The organism is Flavobacterium commune, assembly GCF_001857965.1.
GTDB lineage: Bacteria > Bacteroidota > Bacteroidia > Flavobacteriales > Flavobacteriaceae > Flavobacterium > Flavobacterium commune.
This window is the reverse complement of the sequence record NZ_CP017774.1, coordinates 1,538,771-1,561,330: the sequence shown is the minus strand read 5'-3', so window position 1 is coordinate 1,561,330 and position 22,560 is coordinate 1,538,771. Positions and strand designations below refer to the sequence as shown.

The window sequence follows — 22,560 nt, the reverse complement described above, 5'->3', positions numbered from 1 at the left end:
ATTTTTCATTATTTAAAATTATATAAATAGCATTCTATTTTCTTAATCGAAGTCTAAAAAATGGTAAAAATTAAAATAAAGCTTTGTATTAAACGAAAAAACAAAGAATGAATATTTCTATCAAAGCTTTTAAAAAAACGTTTTAAAATTAAAATATGAAAGCCATTTTTAATTATAAAATCCTATATATTTTAAATTAAAAATAGATTTTAATAATAATAAAAAAAAAGCGCTGATTAAGCGCTTTTTGATAGTTATAATTTATTTAAAAATTCTTCAATAAATTCCTTCTCTCTTTCGGTAGAACTTTTTGGAGGATTGGCTTCAAGTTTTAAAATTTCATCTTTAAAAGAATTTCTAAAGTCCAAATCATAATCCAAATGATTTAAATTTAAAATTGCTCTTGACCGAACAAAAGTGGATTCACTTCTAAGAGACATTGTATATAATTTATGCAGCTCTTCTTTATCATAATCTGAAGATTTTAAAGGAGCATATTTCAAAATCAAATTGGCAAACAACAATGAACTTTTATTATTGTTGATATTTTTCTTTAATGAATTTTGCAATAAACTATAATTAGAAATTCCGGCTAAAGTCTCCCCTATTGCTTTTCTAATGGCAATACGCTCTTCACGCGTTTCCACTTTAAAATATTTATTAATTTCTTTTAAAGAATTATTGATACTGTTGCTGTCTTTTTTTCCTTTTTCTTCCCAGGCATCTTTTAGTCCAACAGTCTTGTTAAATACTAATTTAGAAGCAGTTGAATCTTTATCAACATTAAAATAACCCAAACGTTGAAACTGAAATTTATCGCCAGAAACTGCTGTTTCTAAACTTGGTTCAACAAATCCTTTTATAATTGATAAGGAATTTGGATTGATAAAATCAAGAAAATTTTTCTCTTTATGACTATCCGGTGCTTCATCAATAAACAAACGGTCATACAAACGAACTTCGGCTTCAACAGCATGTTTAACTGAAACCCAATGCAAGGTTCCCGCTACTTTACGTTTAGAAGCTTCTGTACCACTTCCACTCAAAGAATCAGTATCATAAGTTACATGAATTTCAGTAATATTTCCGTTTTCATCTTTTACAACACTTTCTCCTTTAATGATATAGGCATTTTTTAAACGCACTTCGTTACCTAAGCTTAAACGGAAAAATTTAGCCGGAGCCACTTCTAAGAAATCTTCTCTTTCAATATATAATTCTCTTGAAAAAGGTACTTTTCTAAAACCAGCACTTTCATCTTCCTGATTGTTTTCGGCATCCAAAAGTTCTTCTTTTCCTTCAGGATAATTAGTAATAATTACTTTTACGGGATCTAAAACTGCCATAACTCTTGGAGCAGTTTTATTCAAATCGTCACGCAAACAAAATTCTAATAACGAATAATCAATGATATTTTCACGCTTCGCAACTCCAATATTTTCACAGAATTTTCTAATTGAAGCAGCTGTATAACCTCTTCTTCTTAAGCCGGAAATAGTTGGCATTCTAGGATCATCCCAGCCATTCACCACATTTTCCTGAACTAATTGTAATAGCTTTCTTTTACTCATTACAGTATAATTCAAGTTCAAACGGGCAAATTCATACTGATGTGGTCTTACTAGATTTTCATCATAAATTTGGTCTAAAAACCAATCATATAATTCGCGGTGCATCACAAATTCTAAAGTACAAATAGAATGCGAAATTTGCTCTAAATAATCGCTTTCACCATGTGTATAATCATACATAGGATAAATACACCAATCATCCCCTGTTCTATGATGTTCTTTGTGTAAAACACGATACATAATTGGATCACGCATCAACATATTTGAAGAAGTCATATCAATTTTAGCTCTTAAAATATGAGTTCCTTCTTCAAAATCACCGTTTTTCATTCTTTCGAATAAAGCTAAATTCTCTTCAACAGAACGATTTCTATACGGACTATCAACACCTGCTTGACTTGGCGTTCCTTTTTGTTCCGCCATAGCTTCAGAAGATTGACTATCAACATAAGCCTTGCCTTTTTTGATCAAAAGAATTGCCCAATCATACAATTGCTGAAAATAATCAGATGCATACAATTCCTTATCCCATTGAAATCCTAACCATTGTAAATCTTCTTTGATGGCATCTACATATTCCTGTTCTTCTTTAGCAGGATTGGTATCGTCAAAACGTAAATTTACAGGAGCATTGTATTTTAATCCTAAACCAAAATTCAAGCAAATTGATTTAGCATGTCCAATATGCAAATATCCATTAGGTTCAGGTGGGAAACGAAATCTTAATTTATCCTGAGGAAAACCATTCGTTAAGTTTTCTTCGATAATTTGTTCTATAAAATGGAGTGATTTTTCTTCGGTTGACATGTCTTAATTTTAAAAAAAACAAAGTTATCAAAATAGTTGGTTAATTACAGATTTGAGGAAATGCAAATTTGCTTAAAAACCATAAATTTCAAATATTTTGTACTTTTGCAACAAAATAAAACACAACAATACCAAAAGAAATATGGAAACTATTAAATTAAAAAATATCCGCACTTTTTCCTACCACGGATGTTTAGTTGAAGAAGGAAAAATAGGTTCTGAATACACTGTTAACTTAGAAATTAAGGCCAATTTACAGCAATCTACCCAATCAGATGAATTAGCCGATACAGTAGATTATGTTCACTTAAACCGTATTGTTGTGGAAGAAATGGCTATTCGTTCCAAATTATTAGAACATGTTGCCAAAAGAATTAACAAAAGAGTTTTAGCTGAACTTCCAATGGTAATGAAAACCATAGTTGAAGTTTCTAAAATCAATCCTCCTATTAGTGGTGATGTTGAGTCAGTTACCCTTATTTTAGAAGAAAGCAGAAATTAAATTCTATCCTGATAGCTATCGGGATAAAAATCCCAAATTCTAAATAAAATACATAATTGTATTATTTTGGAATTTGGGATTTGCTTTTTGTGTTTTTTATATTACCTTTGCAGTCCATTAAAACAATGGCGTCGTGGCCGAGCGGCTAGGCTGGGCTCTGCAAAAGCTCCTACTCCGGTTCGAATCCGGACGATGCCTCAGAAACCTCTAAAGTAATTTAGAGGTTTTTTTTATGTTTAATTTTTAAGAAAAATTAGCTAAAGTTTAGGTTCAAATCCAGACGATTACTTTAGAATCTATAAAGAAATTTAAAGTTTTTTTATATCTAATTTTTAGAAAAAATTAATTAAAACATAGGTTCGAATCCGTCCCGATTGCTATCGGGAGATGCCTCAAGAAGAGATACATTTTTGTATCTCTTTTTTTTATGCCTTTTATTTAGTCATTGCGAGGAACGAAGCAATCTCATTTAGTAACTCTATAAAGTTTTTATTTTAACATAGAATTCTGTTCAGAAATAGTTTAGTGTGATTGCCACGCTAACGCTCGCAATGACTAAACACAAAAAAACCGCTTGAATTAAGCGGTTTAAATATTACTTCTCGATATTTTCAAAGGCTTGTTTAACCATTTCTTTTTCTTTTGGAAACCAACCTTGAACCATTAAAACAATCCCAAAAACCATCAAAACAATACTGATTCCTTTTTTAATTCTCAAAATATTTGAAGGTGTCATTTTAGATTGTAATTGTTTAGCTAGTAAAATTTTAATACAATCAACTAACAAATAAGTGATAATTACGGTACTAAAAAAAGTGATCATTCTTGAGGTTTGCATATCTAATTTAGGACCTACAGAAATAATTACAGCCAACCAAAATCCTAAAACCCCAATGTTAATAACATTCAAAAAAAGACCTTTTATAAACAAACCTAAATAGTCTTTTTTTATGATTTCCTTATCAATTTGCTTGGTATTAATTCGCTTTTCTTTGTGTAAACCTATATAGGAAATCACTCCATAAGCGAGCATTACAATACCTCCAAAAATGAAAAGTGCGGGCTTATCTTTTAAACTTTGAATCAATCTAAAACTACCCAAATAAGCAATGGCAATAAAAATAATATCACCCGAAACTACTCCTAAATCAAAAAAAAGAGCGGCCCTGAATCCTTTTATAATACTGGTTTCCAATAAAATAAAAAAAACAGGACCAATCATAAAACTCAGGAAAATTCCCCAAGGAATCCCTGATAAAATATCATTAATCATTAATTTTAGAATTTATTAAAGAATAAAAATACATTTTTTTTATTCTTTTTCTTCAATTTTTCCTCCTAAAATTGTTTCCTGATTAATTTGTTTTGGTTTTCCGTAGATAGAAACAGTCCCTCCTGCTTTTACTTTAGCATCTACTAAAGTGCTTGCATTTATCTCGGCATTTCCTCCAGCTGAGAGACTTACAGTAGTTTGCGAAGTATGTAAATTTTTAGATTTTAACACACCACCTGACATGATAATTACATCTTGATTCACTGCTTCACCACTCAATTCGATAATTCCTCCGGTAACTGCTTTTACATTTACTTTTTGAGCATCAACTTTTAAATTAATTTTAGCCCCTTCTTTAACGCTTAAATCAAAAATAGTTTGTTTAAAAACCGCATCACTGGAAACAGATGAACCCTCAGTTGCTGAAATTTCATCTATGTTTTTATAATATAATTTAATTGTAACAGCATCACCTGATAGCATTTGTTTCAATGGCATTCTTAGTTTTAATTCCCCGTTGTTATTCACAACTTCTACTTCTTTTTCTTTGTCACCACTAATAACTGCCTTATTTTCATTTGAAGCTATTAATTTTACTGTGAGTTTGTCAAATACTTTTAAACTGTTAAACTCACCTAATTTTTTTGTTACTTGCGCAAATGTTGCCTGTGATACAATTGCAATTGCTACTAAAAATACTTTTTTCATTTTCATTTTCATTAATTTACTTTTTATTCTGATCTTCTTAAAAAATTAAAATCCAATTGTTTTTTAACTAAATCGGCATTTTTAACTTTAACGTAAATTTCGTCTCCTAATTGTAATAATTTATTTGAAGTTGCTCCAACCAAAGCATATTGTTTCTCATCGAATGTGTAATAATCTTCTTTTATGTCTCTAATTCGGACCATACCTTCGCATTTATTTTCTACAATTTCAACATAAATTCCCCACTCGGTTACACCCGAAATAACTCCCAAAAATTCCTGATCCTGATGATCTTGCATGTATTTTACCTGCATGTATTTAATAGAATCTCTTTCAGCGTTAGTTGCTAAACCTTCCATGGTGGAACAATGCAAACATTTAGTTTCAAATAATTCTTCATCAGCCGATTTTCCTCCGTCTAAATAAAATTGTAATAAACGATGCACCATAACGTCAGGATAACGACGAATAGGCGAAGTAAAATGAGAATAATAATCAAAAGCTAATCCGTAATGTCCAATATTATCCGTAGAATATTTGGCTTTACTCATTGAACGAATTGCCAGTGTATCAATAAGATTCTGTTCTTTTTTACCACTTACATCTTCCATTAATTTATTCAACGATTTTGAAATATCACCTGGATTACGGAAATCAAGTTTATAACCAAACTTAGCAATTACGGTTTGCATCGCTATTAATTTATCTTCATTTGGTTCATCGTGAATTCTATAAACAAAGGTTTTCTTTTGTTTTCCAATGTATTCCGCCACTTTTTTATTGGCTAAAAGCATGAATTCTTCAATCAGATGATTGGCATCTTTAGCTATTTTAAAATAAACACCTTCCGGTTCACCATCGGCATCCAAATTAAATTTTACTTCAACCTTATCAAATGAAATAGCACCATCATTCATTCTCTTTTTACGGAAAATTTTAGCTAATTCGTCTAATTTAAGCGTTGCTGAGACAATTTCTGGAGCAACTTTATAAGAAGTACCCGTTAACGAAATTTCAGCCGGAATAACATCGTCTTTCGTTTCTATGATGTATTGTGCTTCTTCGTAAGCAAATCGTTGATCCGAATAGATTACTGTTCGTCCAAACCATTGATTCACCACCTGACATTTTTCGGTAATTTCAAATACTGCCGAAAACGTATATTTTTCTTCTTGTGGACGTAATGAACAGGCAAAATTTGATAAAACTTCTGGTAACATTGGTACTACCCTATCTACCAAATAAACCGAAGTCGCTCTTTGATAAGCTTCATCATCTAAGATGGTTCCTTCTTCCAAATAATGCGAAACATCGGCAATATGTATACCTATTTCGTAATTTCCATTTTCCAGTTTTTTGAAAGAAAGTGCATCATCAAAATCCTTTGCATCTTTTGGATCAATGGTAAAAGTCAAAGTATCACGCATATCGCGACGCTTGGCAATTTCAACTTCAGATATTGAAGTATCTATTTTTTGAGCATAAGTTTCTACCTCAATTGGAAATTCGGCAGGTAAACCATATTCGGCCAAAATAGCATGAATTTCAGTATCATGTTCTCCTGGTCTTCCTAAAACTTTTGTTACTTTTCCAAAAGGACTATCGGCTCTTTTAGGCCAATCTTCGATATGAACCAATACCACATCCCCATTTTGAGCCTCTCCTAAATTATCTTTTGGAATAAAAATATCAGTATACATTTTTGGATTAGCAGTCGATACAAAAGCAAAGTTCTTTTGAATATCAATTACTCCTACAAAATCCGTTTTATGTCTTTCTAAAACTTTAATAACCTCACCTTCAGCGCGTCTTCCCTTTCTACGATTATAAACATAAACGCTTACCTTATCTTTATCTAAAGCACGATTCAAATTATTCGTTGGTATAAAAACATCTTCTTCAAAATCTTCACAAATAAAATAAGCCGTTTTACGACTAGTCATATCTATGGTTCCCTCATAATAATCCTGACTTACCGCTTTGATTAAATATTTTCCAGGTTCGGATTCTATAATTTTCTTTTCGGCTGCAAGAATTTTCAAATCCTTTATAATTTGATTTCTGCTTTGAGTATCATCTACTTCTAATTTTGCTGCTATCTGCTTATAATTAAAGGCTTTATTAGCACTATTCGATAATATTTTTATAATTTTATCTGAGAAACTTTTCTCTTTCTTAGCAGGCTTTCTTAATCTTTTTCCCATACGTCTTTTCTTAAAAGTCGAAAATTACGAAATAGTTAACAGTTAAAAGAATATAAGAACAGTTTTAAAGAAAATATAACGCATTAGCAATCGTTTCAACTTTGTAAAAAATTAGATATGGAAACTTTTATCACCATTGCCACTTTTAATTACATTCACGAAATCGAAATCCTGAAACACCGATTAGATCAGGAAGGTCTGCAATATTACTTTGAAAACGAAATCATGTCATCCATCGCTCCAATGTATTCAACAGCATTGGGCGGAATCAAACTTAAAATTCATCCTAACGATTTTGAAACTGTAAAAGCAATTCTTCAGGAAATGAAATACAATAACAATTTAAAAATTGTTTAATCTTTTCAAAGTTGTCAACATATATTAATATTATAAAAAAGAAAATTTTAAATTAATTAAATTATTGTTTGTTATTATAGCGTGTTAATAGTCGCAATAATTTTTTTAGAAATTGTTTCTAAATGAAGTTTTACCATGTTATAAAGACTTATTAACATAGTTATATTTAGCTAAATATTTAGTTTCAAAGTCTTTTTAAAATTTAGTTAACAACCGTTGATAACCTAAAATCATTTTAAAATGTAAATAAGTAATTTTTGAAATTGTATTAATAAACTAGTTTTTTCTGTTTATAACTTTTCTAAAAATCATTCAAACTTTTTTAGGTTATTAAATTCCAATTTTGGATTAGATTTTTTTTCGATACAACCAAAAAAAACTTCTAATTTTCTATCTCAACTTATTAACAAAAGATGTTAAATTAAGGTTAACTGAAAATCAATCAATTATGAATTGCTATTAACAATGTAAAAAATTAACAAATTAATTATAGAATACTAATTGATTTTCAATGTTTTATAAATTATTATAAGTGTTAATAAACTCCTATCCTATTAGTTATCTGATAATTATAAAATAAAAGGAGATATAGCTTTTTACATTTTTTTAAAAAAGAAATACAAATTGTTTTGGTAAATTTGCAGAAAATTAAATAGATATAAAATGAAGATTTCAATTGGAAATGATCACGCTGGACCAGAATATAAAAAAGCAATTGTTCAATATTTAGAATCAAAAGGACATCAAGTAACCAATTACGGAACAGATACAGCAGCTTCTGTTGATTATCCTGATTTTGGACATCCTGTTGCTTCAGATGTTGAAGAAGGAAAAGCCGATTACGGAATTGTAATTTGCGGAAGCGGTAATGGAATTGCCATGACTGTTAATAAACATGCAGGTGTAAGAGCAGGTTTGTGTTGGACTAAAGAAATTGCTTATTTAACACGTTTGCATAATGATGCTAATATTGTGAGTATTCCGGCGCGTTATACTTCAATTGAACAAGCTATTGAAATTGTTGATACTTTTTTAACTACAGAATTTGAAGGTGGAAGACACCAAAACAGAGTAGATAAAATTTCTTGTAAATAAAATTTTCGCGGTGCTACGCACCAAAATAAATAGTTAAGCTCGGTAATTCACCGGGCTTTTTTATTTTCTATTGACTGAATTTACATTAATTCAGTCAACGTACTGACGGAATTAACGTTTTTTAGTGTATTTATCTTTTTAAGAGACGCAAATTTTGAAGTGATTAATAAAAGTAATTATTTAGATTTTATTAGTTAAAATTTTAAAATGATAGCCCAGATAAATCAATATAATTTGGATAAAAATAATAACCCAAAACTTCCATAAATAACGAATTTTATTGGTTTTGTGTCTGAATAGGAGCATGGCTAATCCTGAACCAATTGTTCCGCCAATAAATGCAAAATTAAGAAGCATTCGTTCAGAAATTCTTCTTTTTTGTTGAATGGCTAATTGCTTGTCATAGCCAGTGATTAAGAAAGCGATAACATTTATTGTCAAAAAGAAATAGAATAAAATATCCATTTGGATTAAATTAAAATCAAAGATATTATTTTAGCCAATAGAAAAATATACCAATGACTAATATAGAATTCATATCAAAATCAGTTGCTACAGCAGCTATAAATATTAAAAATACCATTCAGTTATTACAGGAAGATTGTACAGTTCCTTTTATTTCCCGTTATAGAAAAGACACTACAGGAAATCTGGATGAAGTACAAATTGAACAAATTGCTAAACTTCAAAAAGAATACGAAGCGATTGTAAAACGCAAAGAAGCGATTTTGAAATCAATCGAAGAGCAAAACGGATTGACGCCGGAATTAGATAAAAAAATACAACAAAGTTTTGATTTACAGGAACTGGAAGATTTTTATCTGCCGTTCAAAAAGAAGAAAAAAACTAAGGCTGATGTTGCCCGTGAAAATGGTTTGGAGCCTTTGGCGAAAATCATCATGGCGCAAAACAATGATGATGTTGATTTTCTGGCAACGAAATATTTGAATGACAATGTGATTAATGAAGATGCAGCTTTACAAGGCGCACGAGACATTATTGCTGAATGGATTAACGAAAATATTTTTGTTAGAAAACAGTTGCGAAGACTTTTTCAACGCAAAGCTACCATTACTACAAAAGTGGTAAAAACAAAAAAAGACGAAGCAGACGCTCAAAAATTCAATCAATATTTCGATTGGTCAGAACCCTTGACAAAAGCGCCTTCACACCGTTTATTAGCAATGCTTCGTGCCGAAAATGAAGGTTTTATCAAGTTTAAAGTCGAAGTGGATATTGATGAAGCTTATGATATCATTGACGAATTGGTTTTAAAAGGGCAAAATACTACTACACCACATGTTCAATTAGCCATTGAAGACAGTTATAAAAGATTGTTGAATCCTGCTATTTCAAATGAAACTTTACAGGAAGCCAAAGCCAAGGCTGATGCCAATTCTATTCAGGTTTTTGCTAATAATTTAGGACAATTATTGTTGGCACCGCCATTGGGTGAAAAACGTATTTTAGCCATTGACCCCGGATTTAGAAGTGGTTGTAAAGTGGTTTGTCTGGATGAAAAAGGCGATTTGTTGTACAACGAAACCATTTATCCACACGCACCACAAAATGAAAGCGCGATGGCGATGAAAAAAATTCGTTCGATGGTGAATGCTTATAATATAGAAGCAATTTCAATTGGAAACGGAACGGCTTCCCGCGAAACAGAGTTCTTTATTAAGAAAATTGCTTTCGATAAACCAGTTCAGGTTTTTGTGGTTTCCGAGGCTGGAGCTTCGGTGTATTCGGCTTCTAAAATTGCCCGTGAGGAGTTTCCAAATTATGATGTGACAGTTCGTGGTTCGGTTTCTATTGGGAGAAGATTGAGTGATCCTTTGGCCGAATTGGTAAAAATTGACCCAAAAGCGATTGGCGTAGGTCAGTATCAACATGATGTGGATCAAACAAAATTGAAAGAAGAATTAGATACTACAGTTGTTCGTTGCGTGAATTCTGTTGGAGTAAATATCAATACAGCGAGTAAACATTTGTTGAGTTATGTGAGTGGAATAGGAGAGAAGCTGGCCGAAAATATTGTCAATTACCGTTCTGAAAACGGACCATTTGAAGATAGAAAACAATTGAAAAAAGTACCCCGATTGGGCGAAAAAGCGTATCAGCAAGGTGTGGCTTTTATTCGAATAAAAGACGGAAAAAATCCATTGGATAATTCGGCGGTACATCCGGAAGCCTACCCGATTGTGGAAAAAATGGCTAAAGATTTAAAGTTAAAAGTAACTGATTTGATTGGAAATAAAGAAAAAACAGCACTTATTAAAGCTGAAAATTATATTACGTCTGAGATTGGTTTATTGACTTTAAAAGACATCATTAAGGAGTTGGAAAAACCAGGATTGGATCCAAGAAAAGCTGCTAAAGTATTCGAATTTGACCCGAATGTAAAAACGATAAAAGATTTGAAAACAGGCATGATTTTGAACGGAATTGTCAATAACATTACCAATTTTGGTTGTTTTGTTGATTTGGGTATCAAAGAAAGCGGCTTAGTTCACATTTCTCAGCTTAAAGCAGGCTTTGTAAGCGATGTTAATGAAGTGGTCAAATTGCATCAACAGGTTCAGGTAAAAGTGACCGAGGTGGATGAGGACAGAAAGCGTATTCAGCTATCGATGGTTTTGTAAAATCTCAAAAATAAAAAATCCCAAAATCTAATTACTATAATCAGATTTTGGGATTTTTAATAAAAAACAAAATTTTTTATTTAGTCTCTTCTTCGCTTTTTTCTTCTTTTTTATCAGCTGGTTTTTGGTCTTCTTTTGCAGCGTTTTTGAATTCTTTAATTCCGCTTCCTAGACCTTTCATTAATTCAGGAATTTTTTTACCTCCAAAAAGTAATAAAACAACTGCCAATATAACCAGGATTTCTGTAACTCCAAATCTTCCCATGATTGAATAATTTATGCCGAAGCAAATTTGTAATAAAAACTGGCAGCAAAGATAATTAGAATAACTGAACAGGAACTCATTTTAAGGCAATTATTTAGTTTATATAACGTTAAAAATTATCTAATTTTTTTTCTATTATTTATAATGATAAGCTAATGCTGGCAAAGCACATTGATTGACATTAATTATTATATTTGTGAAATAAAGAAAAAGCATGTCAGGGAAAAGATTGAAAAGAAAGAAACTTCACAGGAAATTATTCACTAAAAACCGATTGGTTATATTGAATGAGGATACTTTTGAAGAAACTTTTTCTTTAAAACTGACTTTAATGAATGTTTTTGTGGTGGCTACACTGGGTGCTATTTTCCTGATTGCAGTAACCACTTTTATCATCGCTTTTACACCGCTGCGAGAATATATTCCTGGATATTCTTCCACCCAATTGAAGAAAGACGCAGCCGAACTGGCTCTAAAATCGGATTCCTTAACTAATATTTTAAAGAAAAATCAGGCTTATATTTCATCAATACAAAAAGTATTAACGGGTAAGTTAGATTATGCTAAGTTCAATAAAGATTCGATATTAGCATCAGCGACAGATACGATTCAAAAAGTAGATTTATCGCCTTCCAAAGAAGAATTAGAACTGAGAGCTGAGGTGGAAAAAGAAGAGAAAAAAGCACAGCAAACTGTTGTAAAAAAGAAGAAATAATTAAAGATTTAATTTCTTAATTGAAACCATTTATTTTCTTCAACAAATTATAATCAGCAAACAAAATGTCAATAAAATCAATAGCGGCAAAACTATTTGCTAAAAATATTTATAAAAAAACACAGCTTTGGGCACGCAACCCTGTGGCGACTCAACAAGCGGTTTTTGAAAGTTTAATTAATGATGCACAACAGACGCAATTTGGAAAAGACCATCATTTTGACCAAATTAAAACCACCGCCGATTTTGCCAAACAAGTTCCTATTCGTGATTACGAAGATTTAAAACCTTATGTTGAAAAAGTCGTAAAAGGCGAGGAAAATGTGTTGTGGAAAGGCAAGCCATTGTATTTTGCCAAAACTTCGGGAACGACTTCGGGGGCTAAATACATTCCTCTTACCAAGGAATCCATGCCGTATCATATTGAAGCGGCTCGAAATGCAATTTTGCATTACATTCACGAAACGGGAAATGCCGATTTTGTTCATGGTAAAATGATTTTTCTGCAGGGAAGTCCCATTTTAGAAGAAAAATATGGAATTAAATTTGGACGACTTTCAGGAATCGTGGCGCATTTTGTTCCGAGATATTTACAAAAAAATCGCATGCCTTCTTGGGAAACCAATTGCATGGAAGATTGGGAAGCTAAAATTGATGCAATCGTCGAAGAGACTTTTGATGAAAATATGACTGTAATTTCGGGAATTCCATCCTGGGTGCAAATGTATTTCGAGAAATTACAGCAAAAAGGAGGGAAGCCCGTAGGCAAAATCTTCAAGAATTTCAATTTGTTTATTTACGGCGGTGTCAATTATGAACCTTACAGAGCCAAGTTTGAAAATCTAATAGGAAGAAAAGTAGACAGTATTGAATTGTTTCCGGCTTCGGAAGGATTTTTTGCCTATCAGGATTCTCAAAAAGAAAAGGGAATGCTGTTGTTGTTGAATTCCGGAATTTTCTACGAATTCATAAAATCGGATGAATTTTACAATGAAAATCCACGTCGTTATACAATTGGTGAAGTCGAATTAGGAGTGAATTATGTGTTGATTATTTCTACCAATGCGGGACTTTGGGGCTATAATATTGGAGATACGGTTCAGTTTACAAGTTTAAAACCTTACAGAGTAATCGTTTCGGGTAGAATTAAACATTATATTTCAGCTTTTGGTGAACATGTTATTGGCAAAGAAGTAGAATGTGCTTTGCAGGAAGCTATGGAAGGAACTAACATTCGGGTGAATGAGTTTACCGTGGCACCACAAATCAATCCTGCCAGCGGTTTGCCGTATCACGAATGGTTTATTGAATTTGATCCTGAAGCTTCGGGAGAACCCGATAATTTGGAGGATTTTGCGGAAGCGATAGACAACGCCATGCGCAAGCAAAATATTTACTACGACGATTTGATTGTGGGGAACATTTTGCAAAAAGTAGTGGTTACCAAAGTACCAAAAAACGGTTTTCAGGAATACATGAAATCCATTGGAAAATTGGGAGGTCAAAATAAGATTCCAAGACTTTCCAACGATAGAAAAATTGCAGATTTTTTATCTAAAAACTCATGAAAGAAGCTAAAAACATATCCAGAACCAGAGCCCAGGAATCATCGGCGGCTATTGAAAAAATGTACATTACGATGCGTCATTTGTTCAATAGGGGTTTTTACAAACCGATGGGTGTTTCGGGCGATACTTTGCGGGAAGCATTGATGACTTTGCGTCCCGAAATTTACGGAAATATTGCTGACGAAAAAGTAGAATTAAAAGGACTTTTGTACGTTATCGAGCGCTTGCCGTTAGGAATTGAAGAATGTCGTTTTATTAACCTGACTTCTGATGAGGGTTATTCGAAATCACATTTTCAGGCGATTGTTCCGCCCAAAAGAAAACGAAATTGTTACCGAATTGACGAAGAGCAAATGAATATCGAAATTACCCGTGGACGCTCGGATATTTATGATATTCTGACGCATCTGACTTTTATTTTTATCGAATCGCATAAGATAAAAGACAGGGTTTTACTGGATGATGGAGGCGAAGTTTCGCGCGATTGGCAGAAATTAGAACAGGCGGTTTTACAAAATGAAAAATTAACCTTGGTCGAAAAGGAAATTGCCATTTCGCATGCGGCTAATATTTTAGGCAGAACCTTTGAAGATGTATTGGATATTTATGATGATTTTGGTTCAAATGAGCTGCCGGATCGTTTTTTACATATCATTTTTTGGCTGGGAAAATTAGCTATCGAAGAAGTGGTTCACAACAACAAAAGAACCATTACTTTCAGCCCGATTCTCAGAGAACGTTTAGGGCATCATATTCACGGCGAAATATGGGCAACGAACATTAAGGAAGTTTTAAAGGAAAATCAGCTTTTAGGACGTCCTATTCACATTATTAGTGCCAATATGCACTCGGTAATGAACTCTATTTTTGCAAAAAAGGTTTTAAAAACTACTTTCAAAGGCAAATCGGATTTCGATATTTTCGAAGAATTAAGCAAACCTACTGCTAATGGATTCAGAACTAAGGTTGTTGAAGAAGCTTTAAAGCAAGGAATGATTTCACTTCCGGAGACGGTAGGAACCAATATTGACGTTCAAATTTTTGATACCGCTAAGATTGACTGGGCTACAAGTGCTTTTCCGGAGGCTTATTTTGAAGGAGAAAAACCGGTGCTTATTGTGATGGATTATGCTTTTGGCGAACAGGCTTATGAAACGGTAGACGAGTTATTAAAACCTTATAAAAAGAATATTTTTTTAAATATTCAGTCGGTTTCAATCATGGGAAAAGCAGGAATTCTCGAAGGAGGAAAAGGCGATATCATGATTCCGAATGCGCATATCAATGAAGGAACTGCTGATAATTATTTTTTCGAAAATGAATTAACCGCCGAAATGTTTCAAGGCAATGGAATTTCGGTTTATGAGGGTGCGATGGTAACTGTTTTAGGAACTTCGTTGCAAAACAGGGATTTGTTGAAGTTTTTCCACGAATCGACCTGGGGTGTTATCGGATTGGAAATGGAAGGTTCTCATTATCAAAAAGCTATACAATCGGCTTCTAAAATCAGAAAAAGTATTCCAAAGGATGTCAAAGTGCGTTATGCTTATTACGCTTCGGATAATCCACTGGAAACAGGAAGTACACTGGCTTCAGGCGGATTAGGAACAACGGGGGTAAAACCTACTTATTTGATTACCATTAAAATATTAGAACAAATTTTTAATATCAATTAGATTAAATAGAGGAATAGATTGCTTTGCCACGTGCCTCGCAACTCCTCGCAATGAAATAGTTATGAAAAGAATATTGATTACAGGTGCTGCGGGATTTTTAGGTTCTCATTTATGCGATCGTTTCATCAAAGAGGGTTATTTTGTTATAGGAATGGACAATCTCATTACAGGAGATTTGAAAAATATTGAGCATTTATTCAAACTGGAAAATTTTGAATTCTATCATCATGATGTTACCAAGTTTGTTCATGTTCCGGGTGAATTGGATTATATTTTGCATTTTGCCTCACCGGCAAGCCCAATCGATTATTTAAAAATCCCGATTCAGACTTTGAAAGTAGGTTCTCTTGGGACGCACAATCTTTTAGGATTAGCAAGAGTAAAAAAAGCCCGAATTTTGATTGCTTCTACTTCTGAAGTTTATGGAGATCCATTGGTTCATCCACAAACCGAAGAATATTATGGAAATGTAAATACCATAGGACCAAGAGGAGTTTATGATGAAGCGAAACGTTTTCAGGAATCCATAACGATGGCATACCATACTTTTCACGGTGTAGAAACCAGAATTGTCCGAATTTTTAATACTTATGGTCCAAGAATGCGTCTTAATGACGGTCGTGTAATTCCGGCGTTTATTGGTCAGGCAATTCGTGGAGAGGATTTAACCATTTTTGGAGATGGATTGCAAACTCGTTCGTTTTGCTATGTAGACGATCAGGTGGAAGGAATTTTCCGTTTGTTACATTCGGATTATGTATATCCGGTAAACATTGGTAATCCGGACGAAATCACCATTAAAGATTTTGCCGAAGAAATCATTAAATTAACAGGAACCAATCAAAAAGTAGTTTATCATCCATTGCCAATAAATGATCCTTTGCAACGTCAACCGGATACTACCAAAGCCAAAGAATTATTGGGTTGGGAAGCTAAAGTAGGTCGCGCTGAAGGAATGAAAATTACTTATGAATATTTCAAATCTTTGTCTCCTGAAGAACTTTCTAAAGAAGAGCATAAGGATTTTGCGGATTATATTAAGTAAAAATGGAAAAGCCTTTAGTATCTGTAATTATACCAACATTCAATTCTGAAAAATACATTTCAGATACTATTATTTCTGTCCAAAATCAAACGTACCAAAACTGGGAAATGTTATTGGTTGACGACGGTTCGACTGATGAAACCCAAACTATAATTACTACTTTTTTAACGGATAAAAGGATTCAATTTTATCCGTTAGAAACGAATTCCGGAACCGGAGTAGCACGAAATTTTGGGGTTTCTAAGGCTGCCGGAAAATACATTTCGTTTCTGGATGCCGATGATTTGTGGAAACCTGAAAAATTAGAAAAGCAAATCAGTTTCATGCAAAAGCAAAATGTACCATTTACTTTTTCGTTCTACGATTGCATTGACGAGCAAGGAAATTCATTAAATAAAAGGGTAGAAGCACCGCGAAATTTGTCGTATCTCCAATTGTTTTTCTGTAATTATGTGGGGAATCTGACCGGGATTTATGATGTAGAATATTTTGCAAAAATCGGTATTTCTTCCATTCGAAAACGTCAGGATTGGATGCATTGGCTGACCATTTTGAAAAAGATTAAAACTGCAAAACCGGTTCCCGAGAGTTTGGCTTTGTATCGCGTGAGAGATAATTCCTTATCCACTTCTAAAACTGCCTTAATCCAATATAATTTTGCGGTTTACAGGCAATTTCACGGCTTTAATTTGGTAGTTTCCAGCTTGTGTATGATTGGGTTTTTATTTACCCAATTAGCCATAAAACCTTTTTATTCTAAGGAGGGTTAACTATTTTTTGTATCCAATTTTTGTTCTTGGTTTCTGCTCCTCTTTTTTCTCAGTTAACTCATCTAAATAAGAGAAAACCAATTCAATATTTTTGCCTTGATTTTCCAGTTTTTTCTGAATTTGAACAATATCCAATTTCATTTCGGTAGTGTCCAGAAGCATTTGTCTTACTTTGGTAAATATCCTCATGATTTGAATATTCGTTTGAATGGCTTTTTCGCTATTCAAAACGCTAGATAACATTAAAATGCCGTGTTCTGTGAAAGCAAAAGGCAAATATTTTTGATGTGTACCTCTTCCTTTCTTTAAGGTCACAATTTGTGATCTTAAAGAATCATATTCTGTTTTTGAAAGTTCAAACATAAAATCTTCTGGAAACCTTGTGATATTTCTTCTTACGGCTTGTTTTAAAACTCTTGTTTCAATGCCATAAAGTATTGCCAAATCGCTATCCAGCATTACTTTTTGATTTCTAATGTAGTAAATGTTATTAGAAATTGTTTCTTCCGAAAGAATAAGTTCTGAGTTCATCGCTTTATAGTTTATATAATACTAATATACGATTTTATTTACATTATAAAAATGATGTAAACTGTTTCAATTTTCCTCTGGCGGTTCTTTCTAAAGTGTTTTTTCTAATAAATGTAAAATGCAAGTTGGGCTCTAGATATAATTCAATTGCTTCTTCTATTTTTTGAATTTGTGTTAAATCTAATTCGGTTTCGCTTACGTATTCAATCTCAAAACTATCTATTTTGGTTTGTTTGATAACAAATTCTTTGACGTTTCCATCATTTTCAATAATTGATTTGGTTACATAATAAAACGTCAATCCAGGCGATTTTTTTCCACTAGGTAAAATCGCAATATCATTGGTTCGACCAATAAGTTGTTTTAAAATGGGTTTTTCTAAAGTACTTCGTTCGTCCAGAATTCCAATATCACCAATGTCGTAACGAATAAAAGGATGTGCTTTGTTGAACAGTGAAGTTATCACAATGCGACCTTCTTGGCCATAAGGTAAAACCTGATTGTTTTCGTCCAGAATTTCAACAAAAAGTGTTTCAGAATTGATTTGCCATTCGCCTTTAGGATTTTCAAAAGCAATTAAATCCAGTTCTGAGGCTCCATATTCATTGACAATTGGAATTCCGAATTGCGTTTCTAACAATTTTCTATCGTCTTTAAAAAGTATTTCGGAGGTTACCATGCACACTTTTAAAGTAGGACAAATAGCTGTCAAGATGAGGTTTCGCTTTCGCAAAAATTTAGCAAACAACACAATCGAACTCGTGTAACCGTTGAGGTATTCGAATTTTGTATTTTGAAATTTTTTCAGCATTTTTTCTAAAACCGCATCCGATAAATCAAAAATTGGAAATCGGAAACGTTTGCTCAAAAAGTCCTTAAAACGTTCTTTTTTGTATCCAATAAAATCCAGTGGAATACCATAAAATCTTGCTTGCAACGAACGATTAAAATCAATTCCAAACCAGCCAAAACGATACATGTTAGAAGCCCAAGTCAACGCATGAGCATATTTGTCTTTGGCAAAAATAAAAGGTTCACCACTGGAACCGGAAGTTTTGTTGATGTAGCTGTTTTTAGTTGTAAAACCTTTCGAAAGCCGGGATTCTAGCGGACATTGGAGATTGGTTTTGTTTAAAATGGGTAAGTCTTCCCAGTTTTTATAGTCTTTGGAACCAACTAATTTTTGATAAAAAGCATTGTTTTCCAAATGAAATTCCACAATAGCTTGTTTCTGATTTTCAATAAATTGCTTTTTTTCGGATGGAGAAAGCGCAACTATTTTGTCCAAATCGGATTTTGCTTTCCTGATCGGGAAAGCATTTAATTGGAGCGAAAGGTCGAAAATAGAAAACATGCGAGTGTTTATTTCCTCAAAAATAATATTCTATCAATAACTAATGGGGAAGAATCGACAACTTTTTAGAAAATAATTATTTTTTACGTTTAAAAGCAATTATTTTTGCAGCACTCTAAAAATGAGTTTTTGCAATTAAAAATTAAAGACATGAATATATTATTATTGGGTTCAGGCGGAAGAGAGCATGCATTTGCATGGAAAATGGTTCAAAGTCCATTATGCGATACTCTTTTTATGGCACCTGGAAATGCTGGAACGGCTGAAATTGCTACGAATGTAAATATAGCCGTAACCGATTTTGAAGCGATTAAAGCTTTGGTTATCAAAGAAAATATCGAAATGGTTGTTGTAGGTCCTGAAGATCCATTAGTAAAAGGTATTTATGATTTTTTCCTGAATGATGCAGAATTAAGTCATATTCCGGTAATTGGGCCATCAAAATTAGGTGCTACACTGGAAGGAAGTAAAGAGTTTGCTAAAGAATTTTTGGTAAAGCATAAAATCCCAACGGCCGCTTATGATAGTTTTACTGCTGAAACAGTAGAGCAAGGTTGTGCTTTTTTAGAAACATTAGCACCTCCTTATGTGTTAAAAGCCGATGGATTAGCAGCAGGCAAGGGAGTGTTGATTATTCAGGATTTGGCTGAGGCTAAGACCGAATTAAGAAATATGTTAGTAGGTCAAAAATTTGGAGCTGCGAGTTCAAAAGTAGTTATCGAAGAATTTTTGGATGGAATTGAATTGAGCTGTTTTGTATTAACTGATGGTAAAAGTTATAAAATTTTGCCAACGGCTAAAGATTACAAACGTATTGGTGAAGGCGATACAGGATTGAATACAGGCGGAATGGGAGCGGTTTCTCCGGTTCCTTATGTTGATGCTGTTTTGATGGAAAAAATTGAGACACGCATTGTAAAACCTACTATTGAAGGATTCCAAAAAGATGGAATAGAGTATAAAGGATTTGTTTTCATTGGGTTAATCAATGTTAACAATGAACCATTGGTTATCGAATACAATGTACGTATGGGAGATCCTGAAACTGAAGTAGTTGTTCCAAGGTTGCAATCGGATTTAGTAGAGTTGTTTTTGGCTGTAGCCAACCAAAAACTAGATGAATTCGAATTGAAAATCGACCCTAGAAGTGCTACTACAGTAATGTTGGTATCTGGAGGTTATCCTGAAGATTTTGAAAAAGGGAAAGTAATTTCAGGTTTAGATAAAGTTGAAAATTCAATAGTTTTTCACGCAGGAACAAAATTAGACAACGGTAATGTGGTTTCTAATGGAGGACGTGTAATGGCTATCACTTCTTATGGAGATTCTTTTCAGGAAGCTTTAGCTCAATCTTATCAAAATGTAGATAAAATTACTTTTGATAAAATGAATTTTAGAAAAGACATTGGTTTCGATTTAGTATAATCGAAACCATATTCAATAAAAAAACGTCCTGATAGAGCTATCAGGACGTTTTTTTTTTAAACTTTTCGTTCTATTCTTATTTTAAGAAAGAGTGAGCTGTAGTATCTTGATTTTCAGTTCCTGCATCGTCAAAAATACGTAATTGTTTAATCCAGTAAACAATAGCTGCAGTACAGATAATCATAAAAATCCAGTTTAGTGTATTAGCACCAAACCAAGAAACTAGTTCTAATGAACGTAACCAATCTAATGGTTTGAAAAGAAAATCTACAAAAAGAGATTGTATTCCTTCGAAAAATGCTTTCATGATATAGAATTTTAAATTTTATGAATCGTTTTATAATTGGGTAAATAATTAAAAATTTCATTAACCCAATAAAATTTTAGTATAACTCGTTTCCTTTTTAAACAAGTATTATATTTACAGTCACAAAAGTATAAAATATCCTTATGATTACAAGTGTTTTTAAAAAATCTACACTATTAAATTTTTCTTTGATAGTATTTTTGATATTGTTTTTCGATTTTATATATCAAATTCAGGATTTAGCTTGGTCAAATTCTGCTGTTTTAGTCATAAAAAAAATAGCAATAGGAGTTGTAGTTTTGTTTTCGGGATTGATCACTAATTTTGTATCTAAGCGCAACAATATTAGTAAAGACAGTGGTTATAGCCTATTATTCTTTTTGTTATTCTTGCTTTTCTTTCCGACACTTTATGATAACATCAATCTTGTTTTTGCCAACTTTTTTATCCTTTTAGCTCTTCGCAGACTGATTTCGTTACAATCTCAAAAATCTTCTAAGGAGAAAATTTTTGATGCTTCTTTATGGATTTTTGTGGCTTCCTTATTCCATTTTTGGTGTATAATTTTTTTAGTATTGGTTTTTATTTCTATTATTTCTCATGTTTCGGGAGATTACAGAAACTGGCTTTTGCCTTTCATTGCTTTTTTTGCCATAGCTATTGTTTTTGCTATGTATTCGTTAGCATTTAATAATGATGCCATTAGTTATATTACCAATGGAATAGAAACTAATTTTAGCATTGATTATTTTACTAATAATTACCAGAATGCAGCCTTGTCTATTTATGCTACGGTGGCTTTATTTTTTGTTATTTCGATGGTCATGACTTTGTCTTCCCGACCATTATTATTGCACGCTTCGTTTAAGAAAATTTTGTTTGCGTTCTTTCTGTCAGCAATTATCTATGTGATTTCTGATAATAAAAGCAACGATTTATTAGTGTTTACCATTGCTCCTTTGGCAATGATGGCGACAGCTCATATCGAAATGCCTCAGTCAAAATTAAACCAGGAATTGGCTTTGGGAGTATTGATGTTGTGTAGTTTATTTGTTTTTTTCTCTCAATTATAATTTGATTCCGTAAGCCAAGTCGCCAGCGTCTCCAAGACCCGGAACTATATAACTATGTTCATTTAGTTTTTCGTCTAAAGCACCAATCCATAAATGACAGTTATCCGGTAAATGTTTTTTCAGGTAAGCAATACCTTCAGGAGCGGCGATTGTCACGGCAATATGAATTGTTTTAGGAGTTCCTCTTTCCATTAATCTATTGTAAACAGCAACAATGGATTGTCCTGTTGCCAGCATGGGATCTACTAGTAATAAGCATTTATCATTAATATCAGCAATGGCCTGATATTCGACTTTGATTTCAAAAAAATCGTCTTTATTTGGGTGAAATCGATAAGCAGAAATAAATCCGTTATCGGCTTGGTCAAAATAATTTAAAAACCCCAAATGCATACTCAAACCTGCTCTTAAAATCGAACAAAGCACAATGTTATCGGCAATTTGAGTTGTTTTTTTGATCCCAAGCGGAGTTTGAATTTCAATGGTTTTATATTCCAATTCTTTGCTCAATTCGTAAGCCATAATTTCGCCAATGCGTTCTATATTTCGTCTAAATCGCATAGAATCTTTATGGATATTTACATCTCTTATTTCTCCTAAAAAATGATTTAGAATACTGTTTTTTTCTGATAAATGATGGATTTGCATAAGAGAAGATGTTATTTAAGATGA

The 22,560-nt window shown here is 32.7% G+C and carries 21 protein-coding genes and 1 tRNA gene; 12 read left to right on the top strand and 10 right to left on the bottom strand.

Features of this window, described 5'->3' with window-relative positions; genetic code table 11:
- Positions 1–254: 254 nt before the first annotated feature.
- On the bottom strand, positions 255–2,378 hold the full coding sequence (locus BIW12_RS06545; RefSeq protein WP_071184365.1) for a glutamine--tRNA ligase/YqeY domain fusion protein: 2,124 nt from the start codon (positions 2,376–2,378) through the stop codon (positions 255–257).
- A 142-nt stretch (positions 2,379–2,520) separates the two neighbouring features.
- Between BIW12_RS06545 and folB the strand changes: the two genes are divergently transcribed.
- A complete protein-coding gene (folB, locus tag BIW12_RS06540; RefSeq protein ID WP_071184364.1) occupies positions 2,521–2,880 on the top strand; it encodes a dihydroneopterin aldolase in 360 nt (119 codons plus the stop codon).
- A gap of 127 nt (positions 2,881–3,007) precedes the next feature.
- Positions 3,008–3,078: transfer RNA gene (locus tag BIW12_RS16305), tRNA-Cys, on the top strand.
- A 397-nt stretch (positions 3,079–3,475) separates the two neighbouring features.
- Here BIW12_RS16305 and BIW12_RS06535 read toward each other — a convergent pair.
- From BIW12_RS06535 to rnr, 3 genes are read right to left on the bottom strand one after another with little or no spacing between them, the layout of a single operon-like run.
- Positions 3,476–4,153, bottom strand: coding sequence for a LysE family translocator (locus tag BIW12_RS06535; RefSeq protein ID WP_071184363.1), 678 nt, complete (start codon positions 4,151–4,153; stop codon positions 3,476–3,478).
- A gap of 39 nt (positions 4,154–4,192) precedes the next feature.
- Complete coding sequence (locus tag BIW12_RS06530; protein ID WP_071186193.1) at positions 4,193–4,861, bottom strand: head GIN domain-containing protein; 669 nt, start codon at positions 4,859–4,861, stop codon at positions 4,193–4,195.
- A 23-nt stretch (positions 4,862–4,884) separates the two neighbouring features.
- Positions 4,885–7,065: a ribonuclease R gene (gene rnr / locus BIW12_RS06525; RefSeq protein ID WP_071184362.1), complete on the bottom strand. Its 2,181-nt coding sequence runs from the start codon at positions 7,063–7,065 to the stop codon at positions 4,885–4,887.
- 117 nt (positions 7,066–7,182) lie between these two features.
- Here rnr and BIW12_RS06520 point away from each other — a divergent pair, with 117 nt between their 5' ends.
- Entirely contained in the window at positions 7,183–7,422 is a 240-nt protein-coding gene (locus BIW12_RS06520) for a putative signal transducing protein (protein WP_071184361.1), read from the top strand.
- Between the two features lie 663 nt (positions 7,423–8,085).
- Positions 8,086–8,517 (top strand): ribose 5-phosphate isomerase B, encoded by a 432-nt coding sequence (rpiB, locus tag BIW12_RS06515; RefSeq protein ID WP_071184360.1) that lies wholly within the window; start codon positions 8,086–8,088, stop codon positions 8,515–8,517.
- Between the two features lie 180 nt (positions 8,518–8,697).
- Here the strand turns inward: rpiB and BIW12_RS06510 are convergent, their stop codons facing one another.
- Positions 8,698–8,982, bottom strand: coding sequence for a DUF1294 domain-containing protein (locus tag BIW12_RS06510; protein ID WP_071184359.1), 285 nt, complete (start codon positions 8,980–8,982; stop codon positions 8,698–8,700).
- A gap of 53 nt (positions 8,983–9,035) precedes the next feature.
- On the opposite strand from BIW12_RS06510, the gene BIW12_RS06505 reads away from it, so the two are divergent.
- Complete coding sequence (locus BIW12_RS06505) at positions 9,036–11,159, top strand: Tex family protein (RefSeq protein ID WP_071184358.1); 2,124 nt, start codon at positions 9,036–9,038, stop codon at positions 11,157–11,159.
- 76 nt (positions 11,160–11,235) lie between these two features.
- Here BIW12_RS06505 and tatA read toward each other — a convergent pair whose 3' ends face one another.
- A complete protein-coding gene (gene tatA, locus BIW12_RS06500; RefSeq protein ID WP_071184357.1) occupies positions 11,236–11,424 on the bottom strand; it encodes a twin-arginine translocase TatA/TatE family subunit in 189 nt (62 codons plus the stop codon).
- 214 nt (positions 11,425–11,638) lie between these two features.
- Here tatA and BIW12_RS06495 point away from each other — a divergent pair, with 214 nt between their 5' ends.
- The 5 genes from BIW12_RS06495 to BIW12_RS06475 all read left to right on the top strand — a co-directional run bounded on the left by BIW12_RS06495 (position 11,639) and on the right by BIW12_RS06475 (position 17,198).
- Entirely contained in the window at positions 11,639–12,139 is a 501-nt protein-coding gene (locus BIW12_RS06495; protein WP_071184356.1) for a peptidase, read from the top strand.
- 65 nt (positions 12,140–12,204) lie between these two features.
- A complete protein-coding gene (locus BIW12_RS06490) occupies positions 12,205–13,707 on the top strand; it encodes a GH3 auxin-responsive promoter family protein (protein WP_071184355.1) in 1,503 nt (500 codons plus the stop codon).
- Positions 13,704–15,383 carry a DUF6909 family protein gene (locus BIW12_RS06485; protein WP_071184354.1) on the top strand — a complete coding sequence of 560 codons (1,680 nt, stop codon included), beginning with the start codon at positions 13,704–13,706 and terminating at the stop codon, positions 15,381–15,383. Before BIW12_RS06490 ends, BIW12_RS06485 begins: the two co-directional genes overlap by 4 nt.
- Positions 15,384–15,444: 61 nt before the next feature.
- A complete protein-coding gene (locus tag BIW12_RS06480) occupies positions 15,445–16,428 on the top strand; it encodes a UDP-glucuronic acid decarboxylase family protein (protein ID WP_071184353.1) in 984 nt (327 codons plus the stop codon).
- A 2-nt stretch (positions 16,429–16,430) separates the two neighbouring features.
- Positions 16,431–17,198, top strand: a complete 768-nt coding sequence (locus BIW12_RS06475; RefSeq protein WP_071184352.1) for a glycosyltransferase family 2 protein — start codon at positions 16,431–16,433, stop codon at positions 17,196–17,198.
- On the opposite strand, the gene BIW12_RS06470 is transcribed toward BIW12_RS06475, so the two are convergent.
- Positions 17,199–17,729, bottom strand: coding sequence for an ORF6N domain-containing protein (locus tag BIW12_RS06470; RefSeq protein ID WP_071184351.1), 531 nt, complete (start codon positions 17,727–17,729; stop codon positions 17,199–17,201).
- 43 nt (positions 17,730–17,772) lie between these two features.
- The gene (locus BIW12_RS06465) at positions 17,773–19,083 is read right to left on the bottom strand and encodes a phenylacetate--CoA ligase family protein (protein ID WP_071184350.1); all 1,311 of its coding nucleotides are present in this window, start codon (positions 19,081–19,083) and stop codon (positions 17,773–17,775) included.
- Between the two features lie 150 nt (positions 19,084–19,233).
- Between BIW12_RS06465 and purD the strand changes: the two genes are divergently transcribed.
- Positions 19,234–20,508 carry a phosphoribosylamine--glycine ligase gene (purD, locus tag BIW12_RS06460; protein ID WP_071184349.1) on the top strand — a complete coding sequence of 425 codons (1,275 nt, stop codon included), beginning with the start codon at positions 19,234–19,236 and terminating at the stop codon, positions 20,506–20,508.
- A 76-nt stretch (positions 20,509–20,584) separates the two neighbouring features.
- Here purD and BIW12_RS06455 read toward each other — a convergent pair whose 3' ends face one another.
- Positions 20,585–20,815: a DUF6341 family protein gene (locus tag BIW12_RS06455; protein ID WP_071184348.1), complete on the bottom strand. Its 231-nt coding sequence runs from the start codon at positions 20,813–20,815 to the stop codon at positions 20,585–20,587.
- A gap of 143 nt (positions 20,816–20,958) precedes the next feature.
- On the opposite strand from BIW12_RS06455, the gene BIW12_RS06450 reads away from it, so the two are divergent.
- Positions 20,959–21,888 (top strand): DUF6427 family protein, encoded by a 930-nt coding sequence (locus BIW12_RS06450; RefSeq protein ID WP_071184347.1) that lies wholly within the window; start codon positions 20,959–20,961, stop codon positions 21,886–21,888.
- On the opposite strand, the gene upp is transcribed toward BIW12_RS06450, so the two are convergent.
- Positions 21,883–22,536 carry a uracil phosphoribosyltransferase gene (upp, locus tag BIW12_RS06445; protein ID WP_071184346.1) on the bottom strand — a complete coding sequence of 218 codons (654 nt, stop codon included), beginning with the start codon at positions 22,534–22,536 and terminating at the stop codon, positions 21,883–21,885. The genes BIW12_RS06450 and upp overlap by 6 nt on opposite strands.
- Positions 22,537–22,560: the final 24 nt, after the last annotated feature.